General features: G+C 64.7%; 22 protein-coding genes. 10 read left to right on the forward strand and 12 right to left on the reverse strand.

Annotation, left to right across the window (positions count from 1 at the left end; translation table 11 throughout):
* Nucleotides 1–16: 16 nt before the first annotated feature.
* Together xseA and NKH98_RS01485 are read right to left on the reverse strand one after the other, a co-directional pair.
* Entirely contained in the window at nt 17–1,582 is a 1,566-nt protein-coding gene (xseA, locus tag NKH98_RS01480) for an exodeoxyribonuclease VII large subunit (RefSeq protein WP_352896114.1), read from the reverse strand.
* 70 nt (nt 1,583–1,652) lie between these two features.
* The gene (locus NKH98_RS01485; protein WP_023716458.1) at nt 1,653–2,609 is read right to left on the reverse strand and encodes a LysR substrate-binding domain-containing protein; all 957 of its coding nucleotides are present in this window, start codon (nt 2,607–2,609) and stop codon (nt 1,653–1,655) included.
* A 179-nt stretch (nt 2,610–2,788) separates the two neighbouring features.
* Between NKH98_RS01485 and NKH98_RS01490 the strand changes: the two genes are divergently transcribed.
* Nucleotides 2,789–3,079, forward strand: coding sequence for a DUF1127 domain-containing protein (locus NKH98_RS01490; RefSeq protein WP_352475835.1), 291 nt, complete (start codon nt 2,789–2,791; stop codon nt 3,077–3,079).
* A gap of 175 nt (nt 3,080–3,254) precedes the next feature.
* Here NKH98_RS01490 and NKH98_RS01495 read toward each other — a convergent pair whose 3' ends face one another.
* The 4 genes from NKH98_RS01495 to NKH98_RS01510 form a co-directional block, all read right to left on the reverse strand.
* Complete coding sequence (locus tag NKH98_RS01495) at nt 3,255–4,313, reverse strand: DUF937 domain-containing protein (protein WP_352896117.1); 1,059 nt, start codon at nt 4,311–4,313, stop codon at nt 3,255–3,257.
* Nucleotides 4,314–4,415: 102 nt separating this feature from the next.
* Nucleotides 4,416–5,789 (reverse strand): glutamate--cysteine ligase, encoded by a 1,374-nt coding sequence (locus tag NKH98_RS01500; protein ID WP_352644176.1) that lies wholly within the window; start codon nt 5,787–5,789, stop codon nt 4,416–4,418.
* A 185-nt stretch (nt 5,790–5,974) separates the two neighbouring features.
* Nucleotides 5,975–6,709 (reverse strand): 16S rRNA (uracil(1498)-N(3))-methyltransferase, encoded by a 735-nt coding sequence (locus tag NKH98_RS01505; protein WP_352506914.1) that lies wholly within the window; start codon nt 6,707–6,709, stop codon nt 5,975–5,977.
* Nucleotides 6,710–6,740: 31 nt separating this feature from the next.
* The gene (locus tag NKH98_RS01510) at nt 6,741–7,403 is read right to left on the reverse strand and encodes a hypothetical protein (protein ID WP_352896120.1); all 663 of its coding nucleotides are present in this window, start codon (nt 7,401–7,403) and stop codon (nt 6,741–6,743) included.
* A 74-nt stretch (nt 7,404–7,477) separates the two neighbouring features.
* On the opposite strand from NKH98_RS01510, the gene NKH98_RS01515 reads away from it, so the two are divergent.
* Together NKH98_RS01515 and NKH98_RS01520 are read left to right on the forward strand one after the other, a co-directional pair.
* Nucleotides 7,478–8,176, forward strand: a complete 699-nt coding sequence (locus NKH98_RS01515) for a type 1 glutamine amidotransferase (RefSeq protein ID WP_352896123.1) — start codon at nt 7,478–7,480, stop codon at nt 8,174–8,176.
* A gap of 296 nt (nt 8,177–8,472) precedes the next feature.
* On the forward strand, nt 8,473–8,604 hold the full coding sequence (locus NKH98_RS01520) for a hypothetical protein (protein ID WP_280952144.1): 132 nt from the start codon (nt 8,473–8,475) through the stop codon (nt 8,602–8,604).
* Between the two features lie 28 nt (nt 8,605–8,632).
* On the opposite strand, the gene NKH98_RS01525 is transcribed toward NKH98_RS01520, so the two are convergent.
* The 3 genes from NKH98_RS01525 to NKH98_RS01535 are packed head-to-tail and all read right to left on the reverse strand — an operon-like array spanning nt 8,633 to nt 11,439.
* Nucleotides 8,633–9,403 (reverse strand): metallophosphoesterase, encoded by a 771-nt coding sequence (locus NKH98_RS01525; RefSeq protein ID WP_352806232.1) that lies wholly within the window; start codon nt 9,401–9,403, stop codon nt 8,633–8,635.
* Between the two features lie 38 nt (nt 9,404–9,441).
* Nucleotides 9,442–10,578: an alpha-hydroxy acid oxidase gene (locus NKH98_RS01530; RefSeq protein WP_254819311.1), complete on the reverse strand. Its 1,137-nt coding sequence runs from the start codon at nt 10,576–10,578 to the stop codon at nt 9,442–9,444.
* A gap of 57 nt (nt 10,579–10,635) precedes the next feature.
* Nucleotides 10,636–11,439, reverse strand: coding sequence for a FadR/GntR family transcriptional regulator (locus NKH98_RS01535; RefSeq protein WP_352896126.1), 804 nt, complete (start codon nt 11,437–11,439; stop codon nt 10,636–10,638).
* A gap of 301 nt (nt 11,440–11,740) precedes the next feature.
* Between NKH98_RS01535 and NKH98_RS01540 the strand changes: the two genes are divergently transcribed.
* The 5 genes from NKH98_RS01540 to glcF all read left to right on the forward strand — a co-directional run bounded on the left by NKH98_RS01540 (nt 11,741) and on the right by glcF (nt 17,969).
* A complete protein-coding gene (locus NKH98_RS01540; protein ID WP_352896128.1) occupies nt 11,741–13,075 on the forward strand; it encodes a DUF3422 family protein in 1,335 nt (444 codons plus the stop codon).
* A 137-nt stretch (nt 13,076–13,212) separates the two neighbouring features.
* On the forward strand, nt 13,213–14,709 hold the full coding sequence (locus tag NKH98_RS01545) for an FAD-linked oxidase C-terminal domain-containing protein (RefSeq protein WP_352896131.1): 1,497 nt from the start codon (nt 13,213–13,215) through the stop codon (nt 14,707–14,709).
* Between the two features lie 223 nt (nt 14,710–14,932).
* Entirely contained in the window at nt 14,933–16,189 is a 1,257-nt protein-coding gene (locus NKH98_RS01550; RefSeq protein WP_352896134.1) for an FAD-binding protein, read from the forward strand.
* Nucleotides 16,186–16,569 carry a DUF4870 family protein gene (locus NKH98_RS01555; RefSeq protein WP_352806154.1) on the forward strand — a complete coding sequence of 128 codons (384 nt, stop codon included), beginning with the start codon at nt 16,186–16,188 and terminating at the stop codon, nt 16,567–16,569. The genes NKH98_RS01550 and NKH98_RS01555 overlap by 4 nt, the downstream gene beginning before the upstream one ends.
* A 68-nt stretch (nt 16,570–16,637) precedes the next feature.
* Nucleotides 16,638–17,969: a glycolate oxidase subunit GlcF gene (glcF, locus tag NKH98_RS01560; RefSeq protein WP_352896138.1), complete on the forward strand. Its 1,332-nt coding sequence runs from the start codon at nt 16,638–16,640 to the stop codon at nt 17,967–17,969.
* Between the two features lie 12 nt (nt 17,970–17,981).
* Here glcF and NKH98_RS01565 read toward each other — a convergent pair whose 3' ends face one another.
* Complete coding sequence (locus tag NKH98_RS01565) at nt 17,982–18,902, reverse strand: bifunctional 5,10-methylenetetrahydrofolate dehydrogenase/5,10-methenyltetrahydrofolate cyclohydrolase (protein WP_352475823.1); 921 nt, start codon at nt 18,900–18,902, stop codon at nt 17,982–17,984.
* 268 nt (nt 18,903–19,170) lie between these two features.
* On the reverse strand, nt 19,171–19,905 hold the full coding sequence (locus NKH98_RS01570) for a L,D-transpeptidase (RefSeq protein ID WP_254819319.1): 735 nt from the start codon (nt 19,903–19,905) through the stop codon (nt 19,171–19,173).
* Nucleotides 19,906–20,127: 222 nt separating this feature from the next.
* Between NKH98_RS01570 and NKH98_RS01575 the strand changes: the two genes are divergently transcribed.
* Nucleotides 20,128–20,763, forward strand: coding sequence for a DNA-3-methyladenine glycosylase I (locus NKH98_RS01575; RefSeq protein WP_352506891.1), 636 nt, complete (start codon nt 20,128–20,130; stop codon nt 20,761–20,763).
* Between the two features lie 4 nt (nt 20,764–20,767).
* Here NKH98_RS01575 and NKH98_RS01580 read toward each other — a convergent pair whose 3' ends face one another.
* Nucleotides 20,768–21,022 (reverse strand): hypothetical protein, encoded by a 255-nt coding sequence (locus tag NKH98_RS01580; RefSeq protein WP_352896141.1) that lies wholly within the window; start codon nt 21,020–21,022, stop codon nt 20,768–20,770.
* A gap of 228 nt (nt 21,023–21,250) precedes the next feature.
* On the opposite strand from NKH98_RS01580, the gene hisS reads away from it, so the two are divergent.
* Nucleotides 21,251–22,810 carry a histidine--tRNA ligase gene (hisS, locus tag NKH98_RS01585; RefSeq protein WP_352896144.1) on the forward strand — a complete coding sequence of 520 codons (1,560 nt, stop codon included), beginning with the start codon at nt 21,251–21,253 and terminating at the stop codon, nt 22,808–22,810.
* The last annotated feature ends 82 nt before the right edge of the window (nt 22,811–22,892 follow it).

The raw sequence follows: 22,892 nt of genomic DNA on the forward strand, positions 1-22,892 counted from the left end.
AGCGCCTTGGTCTTCCTCAGAAAAGCGAGCCTTGGCCGCCCGGCGCCTTGAGCTTGGCTGCCGACTTGGCAATCGCCTTCGGCCGCGCCGTGCCACTGATGGCGACGGCATCGGCGGTGCCGTCGGCGAACTCCAGCGAAAGCGCCATTCCCGACACGACCTCCGCCGAACGCTTGACCACCGCGCCGTCCGCATCCTTGACCAGTGCGAAGCCTCGCGCCAGCACGGCCTTGTGCGACAGCGTCGCCAGCAATCGATCGGCCTGCGTCAGTTTTCCACGCAGACGGTCCAGCCGCCGCGAAATCGCCTGGTCCTGCCGCCATGCCAGTGCCAGCAGGGCATCGCCTCGCAGTTTCTGCCGTCTGGCGATCGGCGCCGGTGACAGTCTGGCGGCCGTGCGCGAAAACCGTGCCCGACGCTCGCGCACGATGGCGAAGAACGCCGCTTGCGCTCGGGCGAGGTCGCGGCGGGTCAGTGTGCGGGCTTCGTTCATGCGCCGCGACAAGGTCGCCGGTGTCAGACGCTGGCCCAGAAGCCTGGCCCGCTTGCGCTCGACGCTGACCGACAGCGCCCGGCCGAGCCGGCTCGTCGCCTCGTCGAAGCGCCGCCGGGGCAGCGCCAGCAACTGGTCGGGCGAGGGCAGCGCCCGGGCGGCTGCGCGCGCCGCCTGCCGCTTGCGTTCGAAATTGCGCGACAGTGCGGTCTTCAACCGCGCGCCAAGGCCGGCAAGCGTCGCTTCGAGATCGACTTTGACCGGTACGGCGATCTCGGCGGCGCCTGTTGGCGTCGGCGCCCGCACATCCGCTGCCAGATCGATCAGCGTCCAGTCGGTCTCGTGGCCGACCGCGGAAATCACGGGAATACCCGAAGCGGCGACGGCCCGGGCGAGCGCTTCGTCGTTGAAGCCCCACAGATCCTCCAGGCTGCCGCCGCCGCGCGCCACGATCAACAGATCGGGCCGCGCGATGGCGCCGTCCCAAGGTAGTGCATTGAAGCCGTTGACGGCAGCGGTCACTTCCGCGCCCGCCGTCTCGCCCTGCACCCGCACCGGCCAGACGAGCACATGCAGCGGGAACCGGTCCTTGATGCGGTGGATAATATCGCGGATCACCGAACCTGTTGGCGAGGTGACCACGCCGATGACGCGCGGCATGAACGGCAGACGCCGCTTGCGGGCCGCGTCGAACAGCCCTTCGGCCTGCAGCCGGCGCTTGCGCTCGTCCAGCAGCGCCATCAGCGCACCGGCACCGGCCGGCTCGAGATTGTCGATGACGATCTGGTAGTTGGATTTTCCGGGATAGGTGGTGAGCCTGCCGGTGGCGATCACCTCCATGCCTTCCTCGGGACGGAATTTCAGCCGGGTCATCGTGGTCTTCCACACCACGGCATCGAGCCGCGCTCGATCGTCCTTCAGGCAGAAATAGGCATGGCCGGAGGAATGCGGTCCGCGATAGCCGGAAATCTCGCCGCGCACTCGTACATTGCCGAAGACGTCCTCGACCGTGCGCTTCAGCGCGCCGGAAATCTCGCTCACCGTATACTCGGTGGCGTTGGTGCGTGATTCGGGTGCTGCGTCGCTCATCGGCCGATTGGGGAACGGTTGTTGGCCGCCGTCAAGGCGGCCGTGTTCGATGTCGGCCCCAATCGCGCGATCACCAGCCCGGCAGGATCTGGTTCGGCTTGGTCCGCTTCATCTTGGCGAAGGCGAGGGCGGCGAAATCGAACGTGCCGGTCTCCTCGCCGAGTGGCACGGAAATATTGTCGAGGCTCTCCGAAATGTGGCGCGCAAGCGCGTCGACGATCTCCGGCCGCGAGGTCTGGCCGCGCATGATGCCGATGCGGCAATCAGGCAGGGCGCCGAAACCGTCGGCCTCGCCCAGCACCCGCATGCCGGGCCGCAGCGCGCATTCCGGCAGCACCGAGATCGCCAGGCCGGAAAGCACCGCCGCGGCGATGACGGTGGCAGAGAAGCTGGTGAATAGGATGCGGTAGTCGCGGTTCTGCTGGTCGAGCACGTCGGCGGCCGCCCGCCGCCAGATGCAGTTCGGCCGGCCGAAGGCCATCGGCAGGATCGGCTGCTCATGCGTCGCGTGGTTGGCCGAGGTAACCCACAGCAGCGGTTCGCGCCGCACCACTTCCGACTGGCCGCGCGCGTCATTGTGCGTCACCAGCGCCAGGTCGAGATTGCCGCGCTTGATGTGTTCGACCAGTCCCGGCGTCGGTTCGCAGATAACGGTCAGTTCGACATGCGGGTTGGAGCGGGCAAACCGCGCCATGATCTCTGGCAGGAAGCGATCGGCATAGTCATCCGGCGTGCCGATGCGGATGGTGCCTTCGAGCCGGCGGTCGTCGAAGGCGGCCAGTGTTTCCTTGTTGAGATAGAGCAGCCGCCTTGCGTAGGAGAGCAGTCTATCGCCTTCCTCGGTCAGCCTGTTGGTGCGGCCGTCTTTTTCGAACAGCGGCTTGCCGATCCGTTCCTCCAGCCGCCGCATCTGCATCGACACCGCCGACTGGGTGCGATGCACCGCTTCCGCCGCGCGGGTAAAGCTGCCGGTGTCGACAATCGAGATGAAGGTCTGCAACTGATCGAGATCGAGCGGCGCTTTCATTGGCCTAATCCATCATTGATGCTGATGCTAAAGATTAGAAACATTCGTTGGATTAATCAATCGGGCCATGGCAAATTCCGATTTGTCCACATGAACGCATGTGAATCGAAGCCGGAACGGCCGCTGTTGCCAGCGCCCGATCGACCGGTTTCGCCCGTTCGAATGTGAAGGAGACCGACATGGCTACGTTTGATTTCGCTACCGAGACCTCGCGCATCACCTCGCGTCCGGCCGTTGCGACGCGCGTGGCCAATGCCGCTGCCAATGTTTACCGCGCCTGGAAAAACCGCCGCGCCTTTTATCGCCTCGGCGAGATGTCGGATGCCGAGCTCGCCGACATCGGCCTGACCCGCGCCGACCTGCACGTCGCTGTCGGTGTACCCTTTGGCCGAGATCCGACAGAAAGGCTTCGCGTCATCGCCATCGAGCGCGCCGAAACGATCGAGGATCTTGCCCGCAAGGTGGTGTGATCGCACAAATTCGCGATTTTGGTCGCATTGAACCTCTTGAGGCACGACGCCACCAAGTTACGCAGGCTCCCCACTCCCTGCCGGATCCCCCCGGCCAGCCTGCGCGCTGCCCGGTCCTCCCAGGACCGGGCTTTCTTTTTTGGGCGGCACTGATGATTGCTTGCCGGTGTCTGGTCTAGCGCCGGCCCATGCCTTGCTTGAACTGGTCGAAGATCGACTCCATGCCTTTCTGGTAGTCGTCGCGCTGCTGGGCGCCTGTCTCGAACATTTTGCCGAACAGGTCGTCGAACGGATTTCTCGGCCTGCCGCTCGGATTGGCCTGCGGCTGCGGCGCCTGGGGTTGCTGCGGCGCCTGACGCGGCTGAGACTGTTGTGCGCCACCGCCGAACATGTCCTGCAGTACTTTGCCGAGCGGATTGTCACCATAAGGGTTCTGTGTCTGCTGGGGTTGGTTCTGCGGCTGCTGTGGCTGTGGTGCACCGCCGCCGAACATATCCTGCAGCACCTTGCCGAGCGGATTGTCACCATAAGGGTTCTGTGTCTGCTGCGGCTGGCTTTGGGGCTGCTGCCCGCCGCCGAACATGTCCTGCAACACCTTGCCCAGCGGGTTGTCGCCGTAAGGGCTCTGCGTCTGTTGCGGCTGCTGCCCGCCGAACATATCCTGCAGCACCTTGCCGAGCGGGTTATCCGTGGGGGCCGCAGGCTGAGGGGCCGGTGCCTGGCTGCCGCCGCCCGCCTGCCGCATCATCTGCTCGATGAGTTCGCCGAGCGGATTGCCGCCACTGCCTGCCGCATGCATCTGTCCGCCTAGCTGGTTGGTGGTCTGCTTGAACAGCCCGCCCATCATCATCGAGGCGATTGCCGGCAGCATCTGCTGCAGCACCTGCTGGCTGACGCCACTCGCCTGCGCGGCCTGGTTGGCAACGGCCCGCGACAGGTCCTTCGAGCCGAACAGATGGCCGAGAATGCCGTTGCCCTCATCGAGGCCCTGCGGCGAGAAAGCCCGGCTTGCATCCTCGAAATATTTGGCGTGCTGGCCGCTGGCCATCGCCGTCATGAAGGAGCCGAGCCCGTAAGGGTCCGCCGTGTTGCGCTTGAGCCCCTGCGAAAAGGCCGGCAGCAGCGCCGCGACCGCCGCCTGCGTCTGCTGCTGCGACAGCCCGAACTGCTGGGCCAGCGCCTGCATGCCGTTGCCGTTCTGGGCCTGTGCCAGAATATCGAACAAGGAAGGCATTGTTTTCTCCTCCGGGAAAATCCTCGTTGGAGAAGCCTAGTTCGTTTCCATCACTGATTGAAGCGAATTTGCCGGACCGTGGCTCATGCGGACAGGGAAGCGTTAATACGCGTATTCCATGAATACCGGCTCGATCGAGCCGCCCCAGCGTGTGTGGTAGGCGGAGAGCATCTCCTCGGCGCTGGTCGTGCCGCGCGCGACGACCTCGTCCAGCGTGTTGAGGAACGAGGTCTCGTCGTAGCCGTCGCGGTTCTTGCGGCCACGGTTCTTCAGTCCCATGCGCGAGATGACGAGCACGTCGCGGGCGATCTCGCGCAACGTCGTGTTGCGGAAGGGCGCCGAAATGCCCTGTTGCGGCACCGCGTTGCGCATCGCCAGCACTTCGTCATAGCTCCAGCTCGAGGTCAGCGCCTCGGCCGCGTCGAGCGCTGCCGCGTCGTAGAGCAGCCCGACCCAGAAGGCCGGCAGCGCGCAGATGCGCCGCCACGGCCCGCCATCGGCGCCGCGCATTTCGAGAAAGCGCTTCAGCCGCACGTCCGGGAACAGGGTCGACAGATGGTTCGCCCAGTCGCCCATCGTCGGCAGCCCGTCCGGCAGTTCGTTACGGGCAGCGCCCGCCATGAACTGGCGGAAGGTGATGTGAGTCATGTCATGGTACTGGCCGTCGCGGATGACGAAATACATCGGCACGTCGAGCGCCCATTCGACATAATCGGCAAAGCCGAAATCGGGCGAGAAGCAGAATTCGAGGAGGCCGGAGCGCTGATTGTCGGTGTTGCGCCAGATCTCGCCGCGCCAGCTCTGCAAGCCGTTCGGCCGGCTTTCGGTGAAGGGCGAGTTGGCAAACAGCGCCGTCGACAGTGGCTGCAATTTCAGCGACACCTGCATCTTGCGGCGCATGTCGGCTTCGCTCTCGAAGTCGAGGTTCACCTGGATCGTGCAGGTCCGGTACATCATGTCGAGGCCCTTGGTGCCGACCTTGGGCATGTAGCGCGTCATGATCTCGTAGCGCGATTTCGGCATTTTCGGCGTCTCGGCCAGCGACCATTTCGGGCTGCCGCCAAGGCCGAGAAAACGAATGCCCATCGGTTCAGCGATCTCGCGCACCTGCGCCAGATGCGCATTGCCTTCGCGGCAGGTCTGGTGGATCGTCTCCAGCGGCGCGCCGGACAGCTCGAACTGGCCGCCTGGCTCCAGCGAGATCGCGCCCTGACCGGTCGGCTCGACCAGTCCGATGATGCGGCCGGCATCCATGATCGGGTCCCAGCCGAGTTTGTCCTGCATGCCTTCGAGGATGGCGCGGATGCCGCGCTCGCCGCCATAGGGCACCGGGGCATTGCCGTCGACATAGAACGGGAATTTCTCGTGCTCGGTGCCGATGCGCCATTTGTCGCGCGGCTTGTTGCCTTCGGCCAGGTGCTCGACGAGTTCGTCGACGCCTTCGATCGGCCGAAAATCGGTGGTATCGCGCGCCATAATAGCCCTCCGCACATGACCCCGAAAACCGGCTTCGATTTTCTGAAGGGATCAGGTGCCCAATCAAATGCTACAGCGTCCTTTGCGCGTCCGAAAGGACACGCGGCCACTGCCGGCGCTAGATGGACGAAATGTCAGTAGCCGATCAAGCGAAAAATCCTGAGCCAGAGGGTAACGGGAATTGATCACCAATCGCCGATTGTCGCCTGGATCAGCGCCAGTGCCGCCACCGCCGCCGTATCCGCTCGCAGGATGCGCGGGCCGAGCGGAATGGCGGTAACGAAGGGCAGCGCTCTCAGCATCCTGCGTTCCTCGTCGGAAAAGCCGCCCTCAGGCCCGACCAGCAGACCGAGCTTTCTCTCCCGCACCGCCTGCAATGCCGGCAGGGGATTGTTGGTTGATGCATCCTCGTCGCAGAAGATCAGCCGCCGCTCGCGGTCCCAACCCGCCAGCAGGCGCTCGAATTTTTCCGCTTCGCGCAGCTCCGGCACCGCCAATATGCCGCATTGCTCGGCCGCCTCGACGACATTGGCGCGCAGGCGCTCGATACCGGGTTTTGCCACTTGCGTGTGCTGGGTGATGACCGGCTGCAGGATGCCGGCGCCCATCTCCACCGCCTTTTGCACGAGGTAGTCGAGCCGCCCTTGCTTCAGCGGCGCGAAGCAATAGACGAGATCGGGCAGCGGCGGCTGCGGCCGCTGCAGCTTCATCACCTTCAGGCGCAACGCCTTCTTCGACTTCGCGGCGATCGCCGCCGACCATTCGCCGTCGCGCCCGTTGAAGACCAGAATTTCGGCGCCTTCGCCGAGCCGCAGCACATGCGAGAGATAATGGCTCTGCTGCTGGCCGACGTCGAACTCGATATCCGGTCCAAGTTCGTCCGGCACGAATAGCCGCTGCATCTTGTAATTGGCGCGCATCGCCGAGGAATGGGCGAGGCCGTCGCCGGCGTCAAGCCTCCGCGCTGGCGTGCCAGACAGGTCTGTAGCCACGCTTCAGCACGGAAACAGTTGTCGCCGGCGTGAGCATGCCGATTGGACCGTCGGCAAAATCGCCGAATCCCACCGGATCGCCATAGCCGCCGAAACTCCAGGGCAGCGCGGCGCCGTCAAACAGGGCGTACGCCCTGTTTCCTGACGAGATCATCGTGCCGTCCGGCAAGTCCGCAAGCGCCTCCGGTTTCAGTCGCGGCGCCCGCCCGCCCGATGCCAGGCGCTCCTTGTGCAGGCGCTTGTCGAGCTGCGGAGCGCGTGGCTCGGCAAGGCCGAAGGCATCGCCGAAGCGCTGGACAAAATCCCTGGCCCGCTCGCGCCGGCAGAAGAAGCAGGGCCGGTGCCCGGCGGCAAGTGCCGTCACCTCGTCGAGGAAAAACAGCTCGGTCCAGCCGGCCTTGCCGCCTAATTGGTCGTCGCTTTGCCGGTTGCGCCCCATCGGCTGGCGCCGCACGTCAACGTATTCGCAGACACAGATGATCCAGGCTTGCAGCGCCCAGCGCTTCTTCAACAGCGTTCTCGTCTCGGGGTCGTGAATGATGCCGCGATTGCCCATGAACAGGCCGCGCTCCGGCACGGCATGGATGGCGCCGAACGGGTCGACCCGGTTTTGCAGTGGCATAGGCGTTCCCTGTTGGCTGCAATGCTGACGCCATGATATCGCTCGCTGCATCAATTTCATGTCAGCAGGTTTCGATGCGGGTCTTGGTCGTCCAGAACTTCGACAATGAGGGCCTTGGCCAGATCGGCGCGGCGCTTGTCGAGGCGGGCGCCGATATCGACCTGCGCCGGCCGTATCGCGGCGACGCGCTGCCGCAAGATAGCGGCTGGCATGACGCCATGGTGGTGCTCGGCGGCGCCCAGAATGCGCTGGACGACGAGCTCTGCCCGTATTTCCCGGGCCTGCTCGATCTGACGCGCAACTTTGCCGACAGGGATCGCGCGGTGCTCGGCATCTGCCTTGGCAGCCAGTTGGTCGCGCGCGCCTTTGGCGGCGAGAACCAGATAGGCGGTGCCTCGGAGTTCGGCTGGCACGAGGTCGCGCTTACCTCGGCGGCGCAGGCCGATCCGGTGCTCGCCGCCTTGCCCGAAAAATTCCCGATCTTCCAATGGCACGACGACACCTTTGCCTTGCCCGAGACTGCCGTGCGGCTGGCCGGCAATGCCGTCGCCGAGAACCAGGCGTTCCGCATCGGCCGCGCCGTCTACGGCTTCCAGTTCCATTTCGAGGCCGACAGTCCGATGGTGCGCGACTGGAGCACCTCCTTCGCACCGCTGATCGCCGAGCGGCATCCTGAATGGGCGGGCCGGCTCGACGATGAAATGGCCCGCAACGGACCGCAAGCCGATGCCGCCGGCCTCGCCATCGCCCGCGCCTGGGTGGCGACGATCTGACGGCTCATACAGCCAACGTATTTGGCGACGTTGCATATTTGGCACGCGGCGGCAAATCCGCCGGGGATAACGCGTTTCATCCTTGGCCTGTGTCAGTCCGCCAGCCTAAAAGGCGCCCGCTCTGCATCTTGCGTGCAACCGCGATGAACCTTTCCTGTGACCCGCGCGACACACCGCCGATACAGAACATGCCTAGAAGCGCGAAACCGTCAGACATTTGCGACGTATTTCGCGTTTCAACGCATTGGTAACCCGCTCGTGCATAGATGCAGAAAGCTCAACAAGAGATGACGTCCGTGAAAGCAGCCTTTTTGTCCTTTGCCATGTTGTCGGCCATCGTCTTGTGCGGCCTCGGCATTTATTCCGCCGACGCGGCCAACAACCACAATGCCGTCGACGGCTACGGCGTCACCGCCGCGCTTCGCTAGACCCTCTGCACATAACCTCGCGCCTTACCTACGCCCGCTCACCCGTCACCGTCAGGATCCGTTTCTCCGCGCCGTCCACGACGAGCGCGGTGAGGTTTCCCGAGTGCCAGGCGAGGGTGTCGACATTGACGCGGTTGCCGGTGATCTCGGGCTTGGCTACCGGCGTATGGCCGTGCACCACGATCTTGGGATGGAGGCCGGTGTGGTCGTGGAAGACCTCGCGGATCCAGATCAGGTCCTGCGGGCTCTGGCTTTCCAGCGCAATGCCGGGCCGGATGCCGGCATGACAGAAGAAGAAGTCGCCGAATGTCACTGAAAAGGCCAGAGAGCGCAGGAACTCGACATGGTTCTGCGGCACCGCCTCGACCAGCGCGGCGTGCCCTTGCCGCAATGCCGCATCGGCGCGGCCAAACCAGGCGCTGCTGCCACCGAGCGACACTCCATAGGATAGCGCCGTCTGGATGCCGCCATAGCGCATGAACAGGCCGTCCGGGTCGGGGACATCGAGAAAATCGAGGAAGCCGAGATCATGATTTCCGGCCAGCATCAGGTGACGTGGATCGCGTTTTTGCGCGTCGATCAGGAAATCGATGACGCCTTTGGAGTCCGGACCCCGGTCGACATAGTCGCCGAGATGGATCACGCGCCAATCGGCAATGGGCTTCCTCTCCAACTCGCTCTCGATCCGGCGGTGCATGGCGGTCAGCAGGTCAAGCCGACCGTGCACATCGCCGATCGCATAGAGGCGCATACCTTCCGGTCCGCGCGCTTCGAAAAAATTGATGCCGGGCTCCGTCAATGCCTGCGTCGCCTCCGTGGTCATGCCGTCACGGGACTTTAGCGCCGGAGCTGATCCTTGCCCATGTCGGTGACCAGACGCTTTCCGCACAGTGCCAGCGTTATGTCCATCTCCTTGCGGATGATTTCCAGCGCCTTGGTAACCCCTTCCTTGCCGAGTGCGCCGAGGCCGTACAGGAAAGGCCGTCCGATATAGGTGCCCTTGGCGCCGAGGCACAATGCTTTGAGCACGTCCTGGCCGGAACGGATGCCGCCGTCCATGTGCACCTCGATCGTGTCGCCGACGGCGTCGGCGATCTCTTCCAGCGCCATGATCGACGACGAGGCGCCGTCGAGCTGGCGGCCGCCATGGTTGGAAACGATGATCGCGTCGGCGCCCGTCCTGGCCGCCATCAGCGCGTCTTCCTTGTCGAGTATGCCTTTCAGGATCAGCTTGCCGCCCCAGCGCTCCTTGATCCAGGCGACGTCCTTCCACGACAGATGCGGATCGAACTGCTCCTTCGTCCACGACGACAGCGAGGCGAGGTCGCCGACGCCCTTGGCATGGCCGACGATGTTGCGGAAGCTCCGGCGCTTGGTGCCGGCCATGCCGACGCACCAGCGCGGCCTTGTCGCCATCTGCCAGATGTGCTTCGGCGTCATCCGCGGCGGCGCCGAAAGCCCGTTGCGGATATCCTTGTGGCGCTGACCAAGGATCTGCAGGTCGAGCGTCAGCACCAGTGCCGAACATTTCGCCGCTTTTGCGCGGTCGATCAAATCGAAGACGAAGTCCTTGTCGCGCAGCACATAGAGCTGGAACCAGAACGGCTTCCTGGTCACCGACGCGACATCCTCGATCGAGCAGATGCTCATTGTCGACAGCGTGAACGGCACACCGAATTCCTCCGCCGCCTGCGCGGCCAGCATCTCGCCGTCCGGGTGCTGCATGCCGGTCATGCCGGTCGGCGCCAGCGCCACCGGCATCGTCACTTTCTCGCCGATCATGGTCGATTCCAGCGAGCGGTTGTCCATGTCGACAAGCACGCGCTGGCGGAACTTGATCTTCTGGAAATCCTCTTCGTTGGCGCGGTAGGTGCTTTCGGTCCAGGCGCCGGAATCGGCGTAGTCGAAGAACATCTTCGGCACGCGGCGGCGCGCCAGGTCCTTGAGGTCGGCGATGGTGAGAATGCTGCTCATGGATCTTTTCCGCTGGTTCTTCGCTGGTTCGTCGTCGTTGGATTTTCTGGGCGGGGCCTACGGCTGTTTTCTTGCCGCCTCACCGGCACCGGGCTCGGAACGTTGCCTGAGCCTCAGCCGCGACACGCGCTGCCAGTCGCCGCTGCGCTCGGCCTCGGCCATCGATCGTTCGACGTAGGAGATGTGGTCCATCGCCGCCTGCCGCGCCGCAGCCGGATCGCCGGCCTTGACCGCCGCATAGATTGCCCGGTGCTGCGAAAGCAGTGCCTCGCGCGCGCCCGGCACGTTGAACACCAGCCGCCGGTTCTGGAACACGCCTTCCGACAGCAGCCGATAACAGGAGCGCAGCGTGTGCAGCAGGATGATGTTGTGCGCGCATTCGCAGATCGCGTGATGGAACTCGATGTCGATTTCCGCCTCGTCGTCGAAATTGGCGGTCCGGTGCGCCTCGTCCATGCGCGCCATGATGCGGTCGAGCAGCGCCAGATCGTCAGATGTGGCACGCCGCGCCGCATATTCCGCAGCCACCGCCTCGATCTCGCGGCGGTACTCCAGATAGTCGGTCACCGCCTTGCGATGCATCGAGATCAGGTCGGTCACCGGCTTGGTGAACAGCTGGCCGATGACATCGGCGACATGGGTGCCGCCGCTTGGCCGTGTCGTCAACAGCCCGCGCCCTTCCAACGCTTTCAAGGCATCGCGCAGGATCGGCCGCGACACCTCGAACTGGCGCGCCAGCTCGCGCTCGCCCGGCAGCCGGTCGCCGGTGCGCAGCACGCCTTCGAGGATCAGGCTCTCGATCTGCTGCACCACCTCGTCGGCGGTGCGCGAATGCTCGATCCGGGAGAAAATGTCGCTCAAACGGGGTGCCTGGAGGTTGAACCGATGTGGCGCAAGATAAAGCCAGCGTCGCCAACTGGTCAAATTATTTATCCAATTCGCCGGGGCCGGGCCCGTTCACTGCCGCGGCTTCATATCAGCGTAAGCTAAACTGGCCGTTTGCGTCCTCTGGTGATTGCCTCTAGAGCAATTCCAGGAAAAGTGTGAAACGGTTTTTCGTCCGGAATTGCGCAGAATCAAAGAGATAGAGCGGTTCGGCGTTTCCGTGAACAAGAGAGACATCATTGCCAAAAAGGGCTCAGAGAAGCCCGGGGGACCAGCCGTGCCAGACGCCGACCCGTCCAACCTCGAATTCCAGCTGCGCGCCAAAGCCGTGGGCGGCAGCGTCATGGGCTTTCCGGCGCATGAAGGTCGGCCGGGCGCGCTCGGCGAGGTCCACGCCCGGCCGCATCCGCTGGTCGAAAAGCCGCGCGTGCTGGTGCAGCTTTCCTTCATGACCGAAGCTGGATCCGGCGTCGATCAGGCCGTGCTTTCCGAATTGTCGCGACGCCTCGGCATCGCCGCGCCCGACCCCCACGCCCGCCATCACGCGATGAAATGGGGCAAGGGCTCGCTGCGCTGGGAACGGCACACGGAGTTCTCGACCTACCTCTGGGAAGGACCGCTCGCCGAAAACGGCAGAGGGCAAGAAGACACACCCTTCGGCAACGGGTTTTCACCGCCGGGCACGGTGATTTCCGGCATCAGGCTGGAAATCCGCAAATGGACGCCCGCGAACGAGAGGCTGATCGCCGGCTTCGACCCGACCAGCCTGTGCTACTCGCTGGTCGAGCGCGGGAACGCGGCCATCGTCACCGATTTCCGCCAGGATGGCGACGGCTTGACCCGCATGCTGGTGCTCGACCGCGGCCTGACCCCGGCGCGCACCGGGGCACTTTCACAGCGGCTGATCGACATCGAGACCTACCGCACCCTGGCCATGCTTGGGTTGCCGCTGGCGCTGACGCTGTCCGGTCGCGCCCGCCGCATCGAAGACAGGCTGGCTCAGACCACCTTGGAAATGAAGGTCGCCGAGACCCGCGACAGCCAGACGCTACTTGCCGACTTGACCGAACTGGCCGCCGAGCTGGAGGCCGATGCCGCCTCCAGCCTCTACCGCTTCGGCGCCAGCCGCGCCTATGACGGCATCGTTCGCGAACGGCTGGAAGCGCTCGATGAAGAGGCGGTGCCCGGCTACGACACCTGGGGCGGTTTTCTGCAGCGCCGCGTGGCGCCGGCGATGCGTACCTGCCGTTCGGTCGAGGAGCGTCAGGCCAACCTGTCGACGAAGCTCACCCGTGCCACCACGCTGCTGCGCACCTGGGTCGACGTCGAGGTCGAAAAGCAGAACCGCGATCTTTTGGCTTCAATGAACAATCGTGCCCGCCTGCAATTGCGGCTGCAGCAGACGGTGGAGGGGCTCTCGGTCGCCGCCGTCTCCTACTATGTCGTCGGCCTCATCGGCTACGTCGCCAAGGGCGCCTCGGTCTTCGGCCACGTCTTTGCGCCGGAAATGGTCACCGCCGCCTCGGTGCCGCTCGCCGTCGTGCTCGTCTGGTGGGGCGTGCGCCGCGTCCGCCGCATGCACTCCGAACCAGGCAAGCAGCCCGGCGAGTAGCGAAGGGTGGAGCGGCAGATTGCCGCTGCGGAAGGCTGTCCCGGCCCATAGGCCTCCCAACCCGGCCAAAGCGGCATTTGCAAGCGACCACCGTCGCTGGTAAAAGATTTTTACCAGTCGATCGAAGGAGGCTGTCGATGTCCGGCCTTGCCATGCCGAAACCAGACGACGCCACGATGCGCCGGCGCGACGAGATCGTCGCCGATATGCGCATCATCGTGCCGGGCGAGGGCGTCGTCGACGCCGCCAATGCCATGCGCGCCTTCGAGAGCGACGGGCTCACCGCCTACCGGCAATTGCCGCTCGTCGTGGTGCTGCCGCAGACCGTGGCGCAGGTGTCGCGCGTATTGAAATATTGCAGCGATCGCAACGTCCGCGTCGTGCCGCGCGGTTCCGGCACCTCGCTGTCCGGCGGCGCGCTGCCGCTCCAGGACGCGGTGTTGCTGGTCATGAGCCGCTTCAACCGCATCCTCGAGATCGATTTTCAGAACCGCGTCGTCGTCGCCCAGCCCGGCGTCACCAATCTCGGTATCACCACTGCCGTCGAGCAGGAGGGCTTTTACTACGCCCCCGATCCGTCCTCCCAGATCGCCTGCTCGATCGGCGGCAATGTCGCGGAAAATTCCGGCGGCGTGCACTGCCTGAAATACGGTCTCACCGCCAACAATGTGCTCGGCATCGAGATGGTGCTGATGAATGGCGAGGTGGTGCGCCTCGGCGGCAGCCAGCTCGACGCGGAAGGCTATGACCTGCTCGGCGTTATGACCGGCTCCGAAGGACTGCTCGGCGTCGTCACCGAGGTCACCGTGCGTATCCTGAAGAAGCCGGAGACGGCGCGTGCCCTGCTGATCGGCTTCCCGACCAGCGAGCAGGCCGGCCAATGCGTCGCCGACATCATCGGCGCCGGCATCATCCCGGGCGGCATGGAGATGATGGACCGTCCGGCCATCCACGCCGCCGAGGATTTCGTCCAGGCCGGCTATCCCCTGGATGTCGAGGCGCTGCTGATCGTCGAACTGGACGGGCCAGGTGTCGAGGTCGATCACCTGATCGGCCTGGTCGAAGCCATCGCCTATAGGAACGGCTCGACCACATGCCGCATTTCGCAGTCGGAGCAGGAGCGGCTGAGTTTCTGGGCCGGCCGCAAGGCCGCCTTCCCGGCGGTCGGCCGCATCTCGCCCGACTATTACTGCATGGACGGCACCATACCGCGCAAGGAACTGCCGCGCGTGCTCGCCGGCATGCGCGAACTGTCGGAGAAATACGGGCTCGGCGTCGCCAATGTCTTCCACGCAGGCGACGGCAATCTGCACCCGCTCATCCTCTACGACGCCAACGTGCCGGGCGAACTCGAGAAGGCGGAGAGTTTCGGCGCCGACATATTGCGGCTCTGCGTCAAGGTCGGCGGCGTGCTGACCGGCGAGCACGGGGTCGGCGTCGAGAAGCGCGACCTGATGCCGGAAATGTTCAACCAGATCGACCTCGACCAGCAGATGCGCGTCAAATGCGCGTTCGACCCCAACCATCTGCTCAACCCGGGCAAGGTGTTTCCGCAGCTGAGGCGATGCGCCGAACTCGGGCGGATGCACGTGCATCGCGGGCAGCTGGCGTTTCCGGACATTCCGAGGTTTTGAGGGGTATGTTGGCGCTTGGACACCCCCCTCTGTCCTGCCGGACATCTCCCCCGCAAGGGGGGAGATTGGCTGCTTCAACGTCCTGCTCGCCTTCAAGCGTTGATGGTTGGCGAAAGCCTAAGCGACATCCGATCTCCCCCCTTGCGGGGGAGATGTCCGGCAGGACAGAGGGGGGTGGGAAGGATCGCGGCTTCTCGTCATTTACGACTGGCGGTTCTGCCGCATGACCACCTTCACCCCGACCACATCAGCGGAAACCCTCTCCACCGTCGCTTGGGCAGCCGCCGAAGACTCGCCGCTCGAAATCATCGGCCATGGTTCCAAGCGCGGCATCGGCCGGCCGCAGCAGAGCGAGCATACGCTCGACCTTTCCAAACTCTCCGGCGTCATGCTCTACGAGCCGGCCGAGCTGGTGCTGTCGGCGAAGGCCGGGACGCCGCTGGCCGAGATCGAAAGCCTGCTTGCCGAAAACGGCCAGCAACTGGCCTTCGAACCGATGGATTACGGCCCGCTGCTCGGCGGCGAGCCAGGACGAGGCACCATCGGCGGCGTGCTTGCTGCGAACCTTTCCGGGCCGCGCCGGCTGAAGGCCGGTGCTGCGCGCGACCACATTCTCGGCATATCTGCCGTTTCCGGGCGCGGCGAGGCCTTCAAGTCCGGCGGCCGCGTGGTCAAGAACGTCACCGGCTATGATCTGTCCAAGCTGATGGCCAACAGCTGGGGCACGCTGGCGGTGTTCACCGACGTCACCTTCAAGGTGCTGCCTGCCGCCGAGACCGAAGTCACGCTCGCCATTCGCGGCCTGCTCGACGATCACGCCGCCGCCGCCATGGCGCTGGCGCTCGGTTCCAGCGCGGAGGTGTCGAGCGCTGCCCATCTTCCCGAACGGGTCGCAGCTAGGGTCGCTGACGGCAGTCTCGGCAGCGATGCGGCGACGCTGCTGCGCATCGAGGGCTTCGGCCCGTCGGTCGATTACCGCATTGCCGCGCTGAAAGACCTGCTGAAAGACGCTGGTCCGCTGCAGGAGATTTCCGGTTCGGTCTCGTATTCGGTCTGGCGCGACATCCGCGACTGCGCGCCCTTCGCCGATGGCGGCGAAAGGCCTGTGTGGCGCGTCTCGATGGCGCCGTCACAGGGCCACCAGATGGTGCTGGCGCTGCGCATGCAGGCCGCGGTCGATGCCTTCTACGATTGGCAGGGCGGGCTGATCTGGCTGCGCATGCAGCAGGACGATCCCGAGGCCGGCCTGTTGCGCGGCCTCATCAGAAGACATGGTGGCGGCCATGCGACGCTGGTGCGCGCAACCCCCTCGCACCGCGCTGCCGTTCCCGTGTTCGAACCGCAAGCGCCGCAACTGGCAGCACTGTCGGCGCGGCTGAAGGCCGAATTCGACCCGAAGAATATCCTCAATCCCGGCCGTATGGCGCCGGGCGCAGGCTCTGCTACTCTCGCCCCGGCAACCGAGGGAGGAGCCCAATGAGCGATCCAGGCCAAAACGGTACCTCACGCCAGACCGACCGCTGGCTGGAGCCCGGTCCGACCAATGCGCTGGTCATCTACATCCTCTATCTCGCCGGCCTTGTCATCGGCGTCAGCGGCATTGTCGGTATCGTCCTGGCCTATATCAACCGCGGCAAGGCCGGCGGCTTCGTCGAGAGCCATTACACATTCCTGATCCGCACCTTCTGGATCGGCCTGCTCTATGCGCTGATCTCGGCGCTGCTGATGATCGTGGTCATCGGTGTCGTGCTGATTTTCGCCGTCGCCGTCTGGTTCATCGCCCGCTGCATTCTCGGCCTGCAGGCGCTGCAGCGCGGCGAAGCGGTCAAGAACCCGGAAAGCTGGTTTCTGGGATTATGAGCGTGATCCCCAAAAGTGGGTACCGGTTTTGGGAAAAGATCATGCTCAAACGGTAAGGATTTGTTTACGTGCAGACCAATTTCTCAGCTGCCCAGCTCGCCGATCCGCATGTCGCGGAATCGGAGAAGATCCTGCGCAAATGCGTGCATTGCGGCTTCTGCACGGCCACCTGCCCGACCTATGTGACACTCGGCAACGAGCTGGATTCGCCGCGCGGCCGGATTTACCTGATCAAGGACATGCTGGAAAACGGACGTCCGGCCGACAAGGAGATCGTCACCCATATCGACCGCTGCCTGTCCTGCCTCGCCTGCATGACCACCTGCCCGTCGGGCGTCAACTACATGCATCTGGTCGACCACGCCCGCGCCCACATCGAGGAGACCTACAAGCGTCCTCTGGCCGATCGTCTGACCCGCGCCATGCTGGCCTTCGTGCTGCCTTATCCCTCGCGTTTCCGCGCGGCGCTCAAGCTGGCGAAGCTCGGCCAGCCATTCGCCGGTCTGTTTGAGAAAATCCAGGCCTTGAGGCCTCTGGGCGCCATGCTCAAGCTCGCACCGACGTCGGTCCCGGCAGTCTCGCCGATGGCCTCGCCGGGCGTCCATGCAGGGCAGGGCCCGAAGAAAAATGGCCGCGTCGCCATCCTCACCGGCTGCGCGCAATCCGTGCTCGATCCCGGCATCAACGACGCGACGATCTCGCTGCTGACCCGGCTTGGCGTCGAGGTCGTCGTGCCCGAGGGCGAGGGCTGCTGCGGCGCATTGGTGCATCACATGGGACGCGAGGACGCTGCCCTGGCGTCGGCCCGACGGAACGTCGACGCCTGGACGCGCGCCATCGAGCAGGGTGGGCTCGACGCCATCGTCATCACCGCATCCGGCTGCGGCACCACCATCAAGGATTATGGCTTCATGCTGCGCCTCGATCCTGCCTACGCCGACAAGGCGGCGCGCGTCTCGGCGCTGGCCAGGGACATCACCGAATATCTGGCAAGCCTCGACCTGCCCGAGCCGATGCGCAAGCCGGGCACCATTGTCGCCTATCACTCGGCCTGCTCGATGCAGCATGGCCAGAAGATCACCCACCAGCCGAAGGAGCTTCTGGCCAAAGCCGGGTTCGTCGTGCGCGAGCCGCGCGAAGGGCATCTCTGCTGCGGTTCTGCCGGCACCTACAACATCCTGCAGCCCGGGATTTCGGCGACGCTGCGCGACCGCAAGGTCAGGAATATCGAGGCGACCGGCGCTGAAATCGTCGCCACCGGCAACATCGGCTGCATCACCCAGATCGCCTCCGCCGCGACGCTGCCGGTGGTCCATACGATAAAGCTGCTCGACTGGGCCTATGGCGGGCCGAAGCCCGAAGGCGTTCGCGAAGAGAGGGCGGCTATCGCGGCCGAGTGATCCGCCAGTCGTCTACTCGGCCGCCAGCCTGTCCGCCGTGCCGTAGGTTGCCTGGTAGCGTGCGCGCTGGCGGCTGAGCGCTACCATGGTGTTGCGCAGCAGGATCGCCACGGTGATCGGGCCGACGCCGCCCGGCACCGGCGTGATCCACGACGCGACATGCCTGACGCTCTCGGCATCGACGTCGCCGACGATGCGGCTCTCGCCGTCCGGCCCGATCTCCGAATTGATGCCGATATCGATGACGGCCGCACCCGGCTTGACCATGTCGGCCTTGATCAGCCGCGGCTTGCCGACGGCGACGAACAGCGCGTCGGCGCGGCGTGCGTGTGCCGCCACCGAGCGCGTCATGTGATGGCAGACCGTCACCGTCGCGCCTTCGCTCATCAAAAGGAAAGCGATCGGCTTGCCGACGATCTCGGAATGGCCGACGACCACCACTTCGAGCCCCTTCAGGTCGAGGCCGGTTTCCTTGAGCAGTTCGACCGAGGCAGCCGCCGTGCAGGGCGCCAGATCGAGCTGGTTGTAGACGATGTTGCCGATCGAGGCCGGATGCATGCCCTCGACGTCCTTGAGCTGATGCACCGCCGCCTGCAGCGTCTTGATCGGGATGTGCACCGGCACCGGTCGCTGGATGATGATGCCGGTGACGCGCGGGTCGGCGTTGAGGCCGTGGATCGCCGCTTCGAGTTCGCCGGCGGTGATGTCGGCGCGAAAGCGCCTTTCCTCGAAGCCGATGCCGGCAAGCCCCGCCTTGGCGCGCTGGTTGCGGACATAGACGTCGACCGCCGCCGTGTCGCCGACGGTGATCGACACCAGCTTGGGCGGAAAGCCTTCGGCGGTGGCGATCGCCGCGTCCTCGCGCACGCCGGCGATGATGCGTTGGGCAACCGGGCCGCCTCGGAGATAGCGGCTGTCGTCGGAGAGGGTCATCGAGATAGGGCCTTTGTCTGGAACTTTAGCCGCCACATAGCAAAGCAACCGCGAACAGGCAGTGCGAAAAACGAACCGCCATGCCCGTCGCGCGACGTGCCGGCGAAATCTTCCCGTCAATTCTTGCTGGCGCTGGCGGAAACAAAAAGGGCAGCACGGCTTGCCGCGCTGCCCTTTCGTGACTGGCCGCATCCCCACACGGCCCGTCCCCCGTTATTCAATACTCCCGAGGCTTCTGAGCAGAATCATCGGTGAGGTCAACCGCAGATTACATCACTACAACCGTCGTGCCAACATTGACCCGCTCGTAAAGGTCGACCACGTCCTCGTTGCGCATGCGGATGCAGCCCGACGACACCGCGCCGCCGATCGTCCAGGGTTGGTTGGTGCCGTGGATACGGTACTCGGTCGAGCCGAGATAGAGCGCGCGTGCGCCGAGCGGGTTTTCCATGCCGCCGGCGAGATAGGTCGGCAGATAACGGCCCTTGGCGGCTTCGCGGGCGATCATCACCGCCGGCGGCCGCCAGTCCGGCCAGACGCGCTTGTTGGTGATCTTGTGGGTGCCGGACCATTCGAAGCCCGGCTTGCCGGTGCCGACGCCATAACGCCGCGCCTTGCCGTTCTTCTCGACCAGATAGAGGAAATTCTCTCGCGTATCGATGACGATCGTGCCCGGCTTCTGCGGGCCGTCATAGGCGACTTCCTGCGGCAGATAGATCGGGTCGATTTGCGGCCGCATGATCATGCGCTTGGCCGGTGCCTGCACCGCTGCGGTGCGCAGCTGATCGGGTTCGGCCTGGCGCCGATAGCGCCGTTGCGGCTGCGCCTCTTGCCGGCTCTGCCGCACGATGCCCGGCGCATGGCCGAGCTGCAGCACCCAGGGCGCCGAAAGGTCGGGACTGACCACCACCGGCGGCCTCTCGGCATAGCGGTCGTTGGCATTGGCGGCACCGGCGGCAAGCACGGCGGCGGCGCCGAACAGTGGGAACAAGAATGTCTTCATCGCAACGCACCTTGATCGTCGAACATGCCGGGGTGCAAAGCCTCCCCGATTTCGCCGACAATGAGCGCGAAGCGGCCACCGAAACATGAATCGGAATGCGTAAAATGCCGATCTGTCAGTAAAGCTTTTGGTGTGGTTACCGCCCGGTTCAGGAATCTGGTAAAGCCACGGTAAAGGCCGCGTCAAAACGCGTTAACGCCAGGACAAGAACGGAATTCCGCCATGGACGAAAAGACAGGTCTGCTTGCCGGTCCCGACGGCGTCGCCCGCTGCTTCTGGCACGGCAACCTGCCGGATTATCTGCACTACCACGACCACGAATGGGGCCGGCCGGTCGCCGACGATCGCCGCCTGTTCGAGAAGATCTGCCTCGAGGGTTTCCAGTCGGGCCTGTCCTGGCTGACCATATTGCGCAAGCGCGACAATTTTCGCGAGGCCTTCGCCGGCTTCGATGTCGACAAGATCGCCGCCTTCACCGACGCCGATGTCGAGCGCCTGCTCGGCAATGCCGGCATCATCCGCCATCGCGGCAAGATCGTGTCGACCATCAACAACGCCAAACGCGCCCGCGAGCTCATCGACGAGGCCGGCTCGCTGGCGGCATGGTTCTGGAAGTTCGAGCCAGGACCGGACGAGCGGCCCGAGATCGTCGATCTCGCGCATCTGCGCGCCAATCCGACGACGGCCGTCTCGGTCCGCATTTCGAAAGAACTGAAGAAGCGCGGCTGGAGCTTTGTCGGCCCGACCACCGTCTACGCCTTCATGCAGGCGATGGGGCTAGTCAACGACCATCTCGAGGGCTGCGTCTGCCGCGAGCCGGTCGAGGCGGAGCGGAAAGCCTTCAAGCGGCCGAAATAGCGGCTCAGGCGCCGCCGGCGCCGGCGAGGAAAAACCCGGCGAGGATGGCCGCCAGCGCGGCGAACACCGGATAGATCACCAGCAGGCCGGTTATCAGCACGTCGCGCATGGTCGGCCCGTTGCGCTGTTGCGCCGCGATCTCGAACGGTCCCGCGAATTGCTTCGTCGTCTTCGGCGCATGATTGTCGGCCGGCCGCAGCCGGACCGAGGCGTCGCGTGCGCCGCTATCGATGATGTCGAACTTTTGTAGCGTGGCCATGGCCCCGAACCCGTTGTTTCGGCGCGCTTATCGGCCGGGATTGTGTCGGCACGATGCCGCGCGCGTGGCGCAATTGTTTCAGCTTCTTTTTCTTGCCTTCTCCCACAAGGGGGAAGGAGAAGCGCAAACCCTTGCCGCTCCCGGCTGCATCGGTTAGGACACCGGCGCCGTGGAAATCGGTTATTTAGCCGATCCCCGGAACGCCACGAAACACCGAGTACCCATCCCATGGCCGACAAATCCGAAAAGATGAAAGCGCGGCTGCCGCGCGGCTTTGTCGACCGCGGCGCCGACGACCTGCGCGCCGTCGAGAAGATGATGGCGACGATCCGCTCGGTCTTCGAGCTCTACGGTTTCGAGCCGGTCGACCAGCCGCTCATCGAATACACCGATGCGCTTGGAAAGTTCCTGCCCGACCAGGACCGGCCGAACGAGGGCGTGTTTTCGTTCCAGGACGACGACGACCAGTGGCTGTCGCTGCGCTACGACCTGACCGCGCCGATGGCGCGCTTCGTCGCCGAGAATTACGAGCGCCTGCCGAAACCCTATCGCAGCTACCGCTCCGGCTGGGTGTTCCGCAACGAAAAGCCCGGCCCCGGCCGCTTCCGCCAATTCATGCAGTTCGACGCCGACACGGTCGGCACGCCGGGCGTCGCCGCCGACGCCGAGATGGCGATGATGATGGCGGACGTGATGGAGGCGCTAGGCATCAAGCGCGGCGACTACGTCATCCGTGTCAACAACCGAAAAGTGCTCGACGGCGTGCTGGAGGCGATCGGCCTCGGCGGCGACGAGAACGCCGGGCGCCGGTTGACGGTGCTAAGGGCCATCGACAAGCTGGACAAGCTCGGCGTCGAGGGCGTGCGCCTGCTTTTGGGCGCCGGGCGCAAGGACGAGAGCGGTGATTTCACCAAGGGCGCCGGGCTGGACAATACGCAAATCGACGTTGTCATCAGCTATTTCACAGTCATGGCGCAGCATGATCCCGAAAAAATTGTCCAGACACTGGGATCCATCAACCCCGGTGTCAGCAATCTTTTCGAGGAAAGGAAACTCGAACATCTGGGCATCACGAACGCCTCGTTTGTTGAGGGTCTTGCAGAGTTGGAGCAGATAAGAACCATGGTCGCACAAAGCGGCTACGGTGAGGATCGCATTCGCATCGACCCCTCCGTCGTGCGTGGCCTCGAATATTACACCGGCCCGGTCTACGAGGCCGAGCTGCTGGCCGAGATCCCCAATGAGGACGGCCAGATCGTGCGCTTCGGTTCGGTTGGCGGCGGCGGCCGTTATGACGGTCTCGTCTCGCGCTTCCGTGGCGAGCCGGTGCCGGCGACAGGTTTTTCCATCGGCGTCTCACGGCTGATGACGGCGCTGAAGAACCTGGGCAAGCTCGATACTTCCGATGTCATCGCGCCGGTCGTCGTGCTGACCATGGACAAGGATACGGAAAGCCTCGGCCGCTACCAGAAGATGGTGGCCGAGCTGCGCGCCGCCGGCATCCGCTCGGAAATGTATCTCGGCGGCGCCGGCATGAAGGCGCAGCTGAAATACGCCGACCGCCGCGGCAGCCCCGTCGCTGTCATCCAGGGCGGCGACGAGCGCGCCAAGGGCGAGGTGCAGATCAAGGACCTGATCGAGGGCGCACGGATGTCGGCCGAGATCGCCGATAACGCCGAATGGCGCGCCGCACGGCCGGCGCAGGTGACGGTGGCGGAGAGTGAGCTGGTTGCCGAAGTGAAGAAGATACTTGCGGCGCAGGCCGAGGAGCGGGCGCGTGGCAAGTAGGGCGCCACTCCCTTCTCCCCTTGTGGGAGAAGGTGGCCGAGCGAAGCTCGGTCGGATGAGGGGTGTTCCAGGGAACGCCGAC

This window comes from Mesorhizobium sp. M0833 (genome assembly GCF_040319905.1).
Classification (GTDB): Bacteria; Pseudomonadota; Alphaproteobacteria; order Rhizobiales; family Rhizobiaceae; genus Mesorhizobium.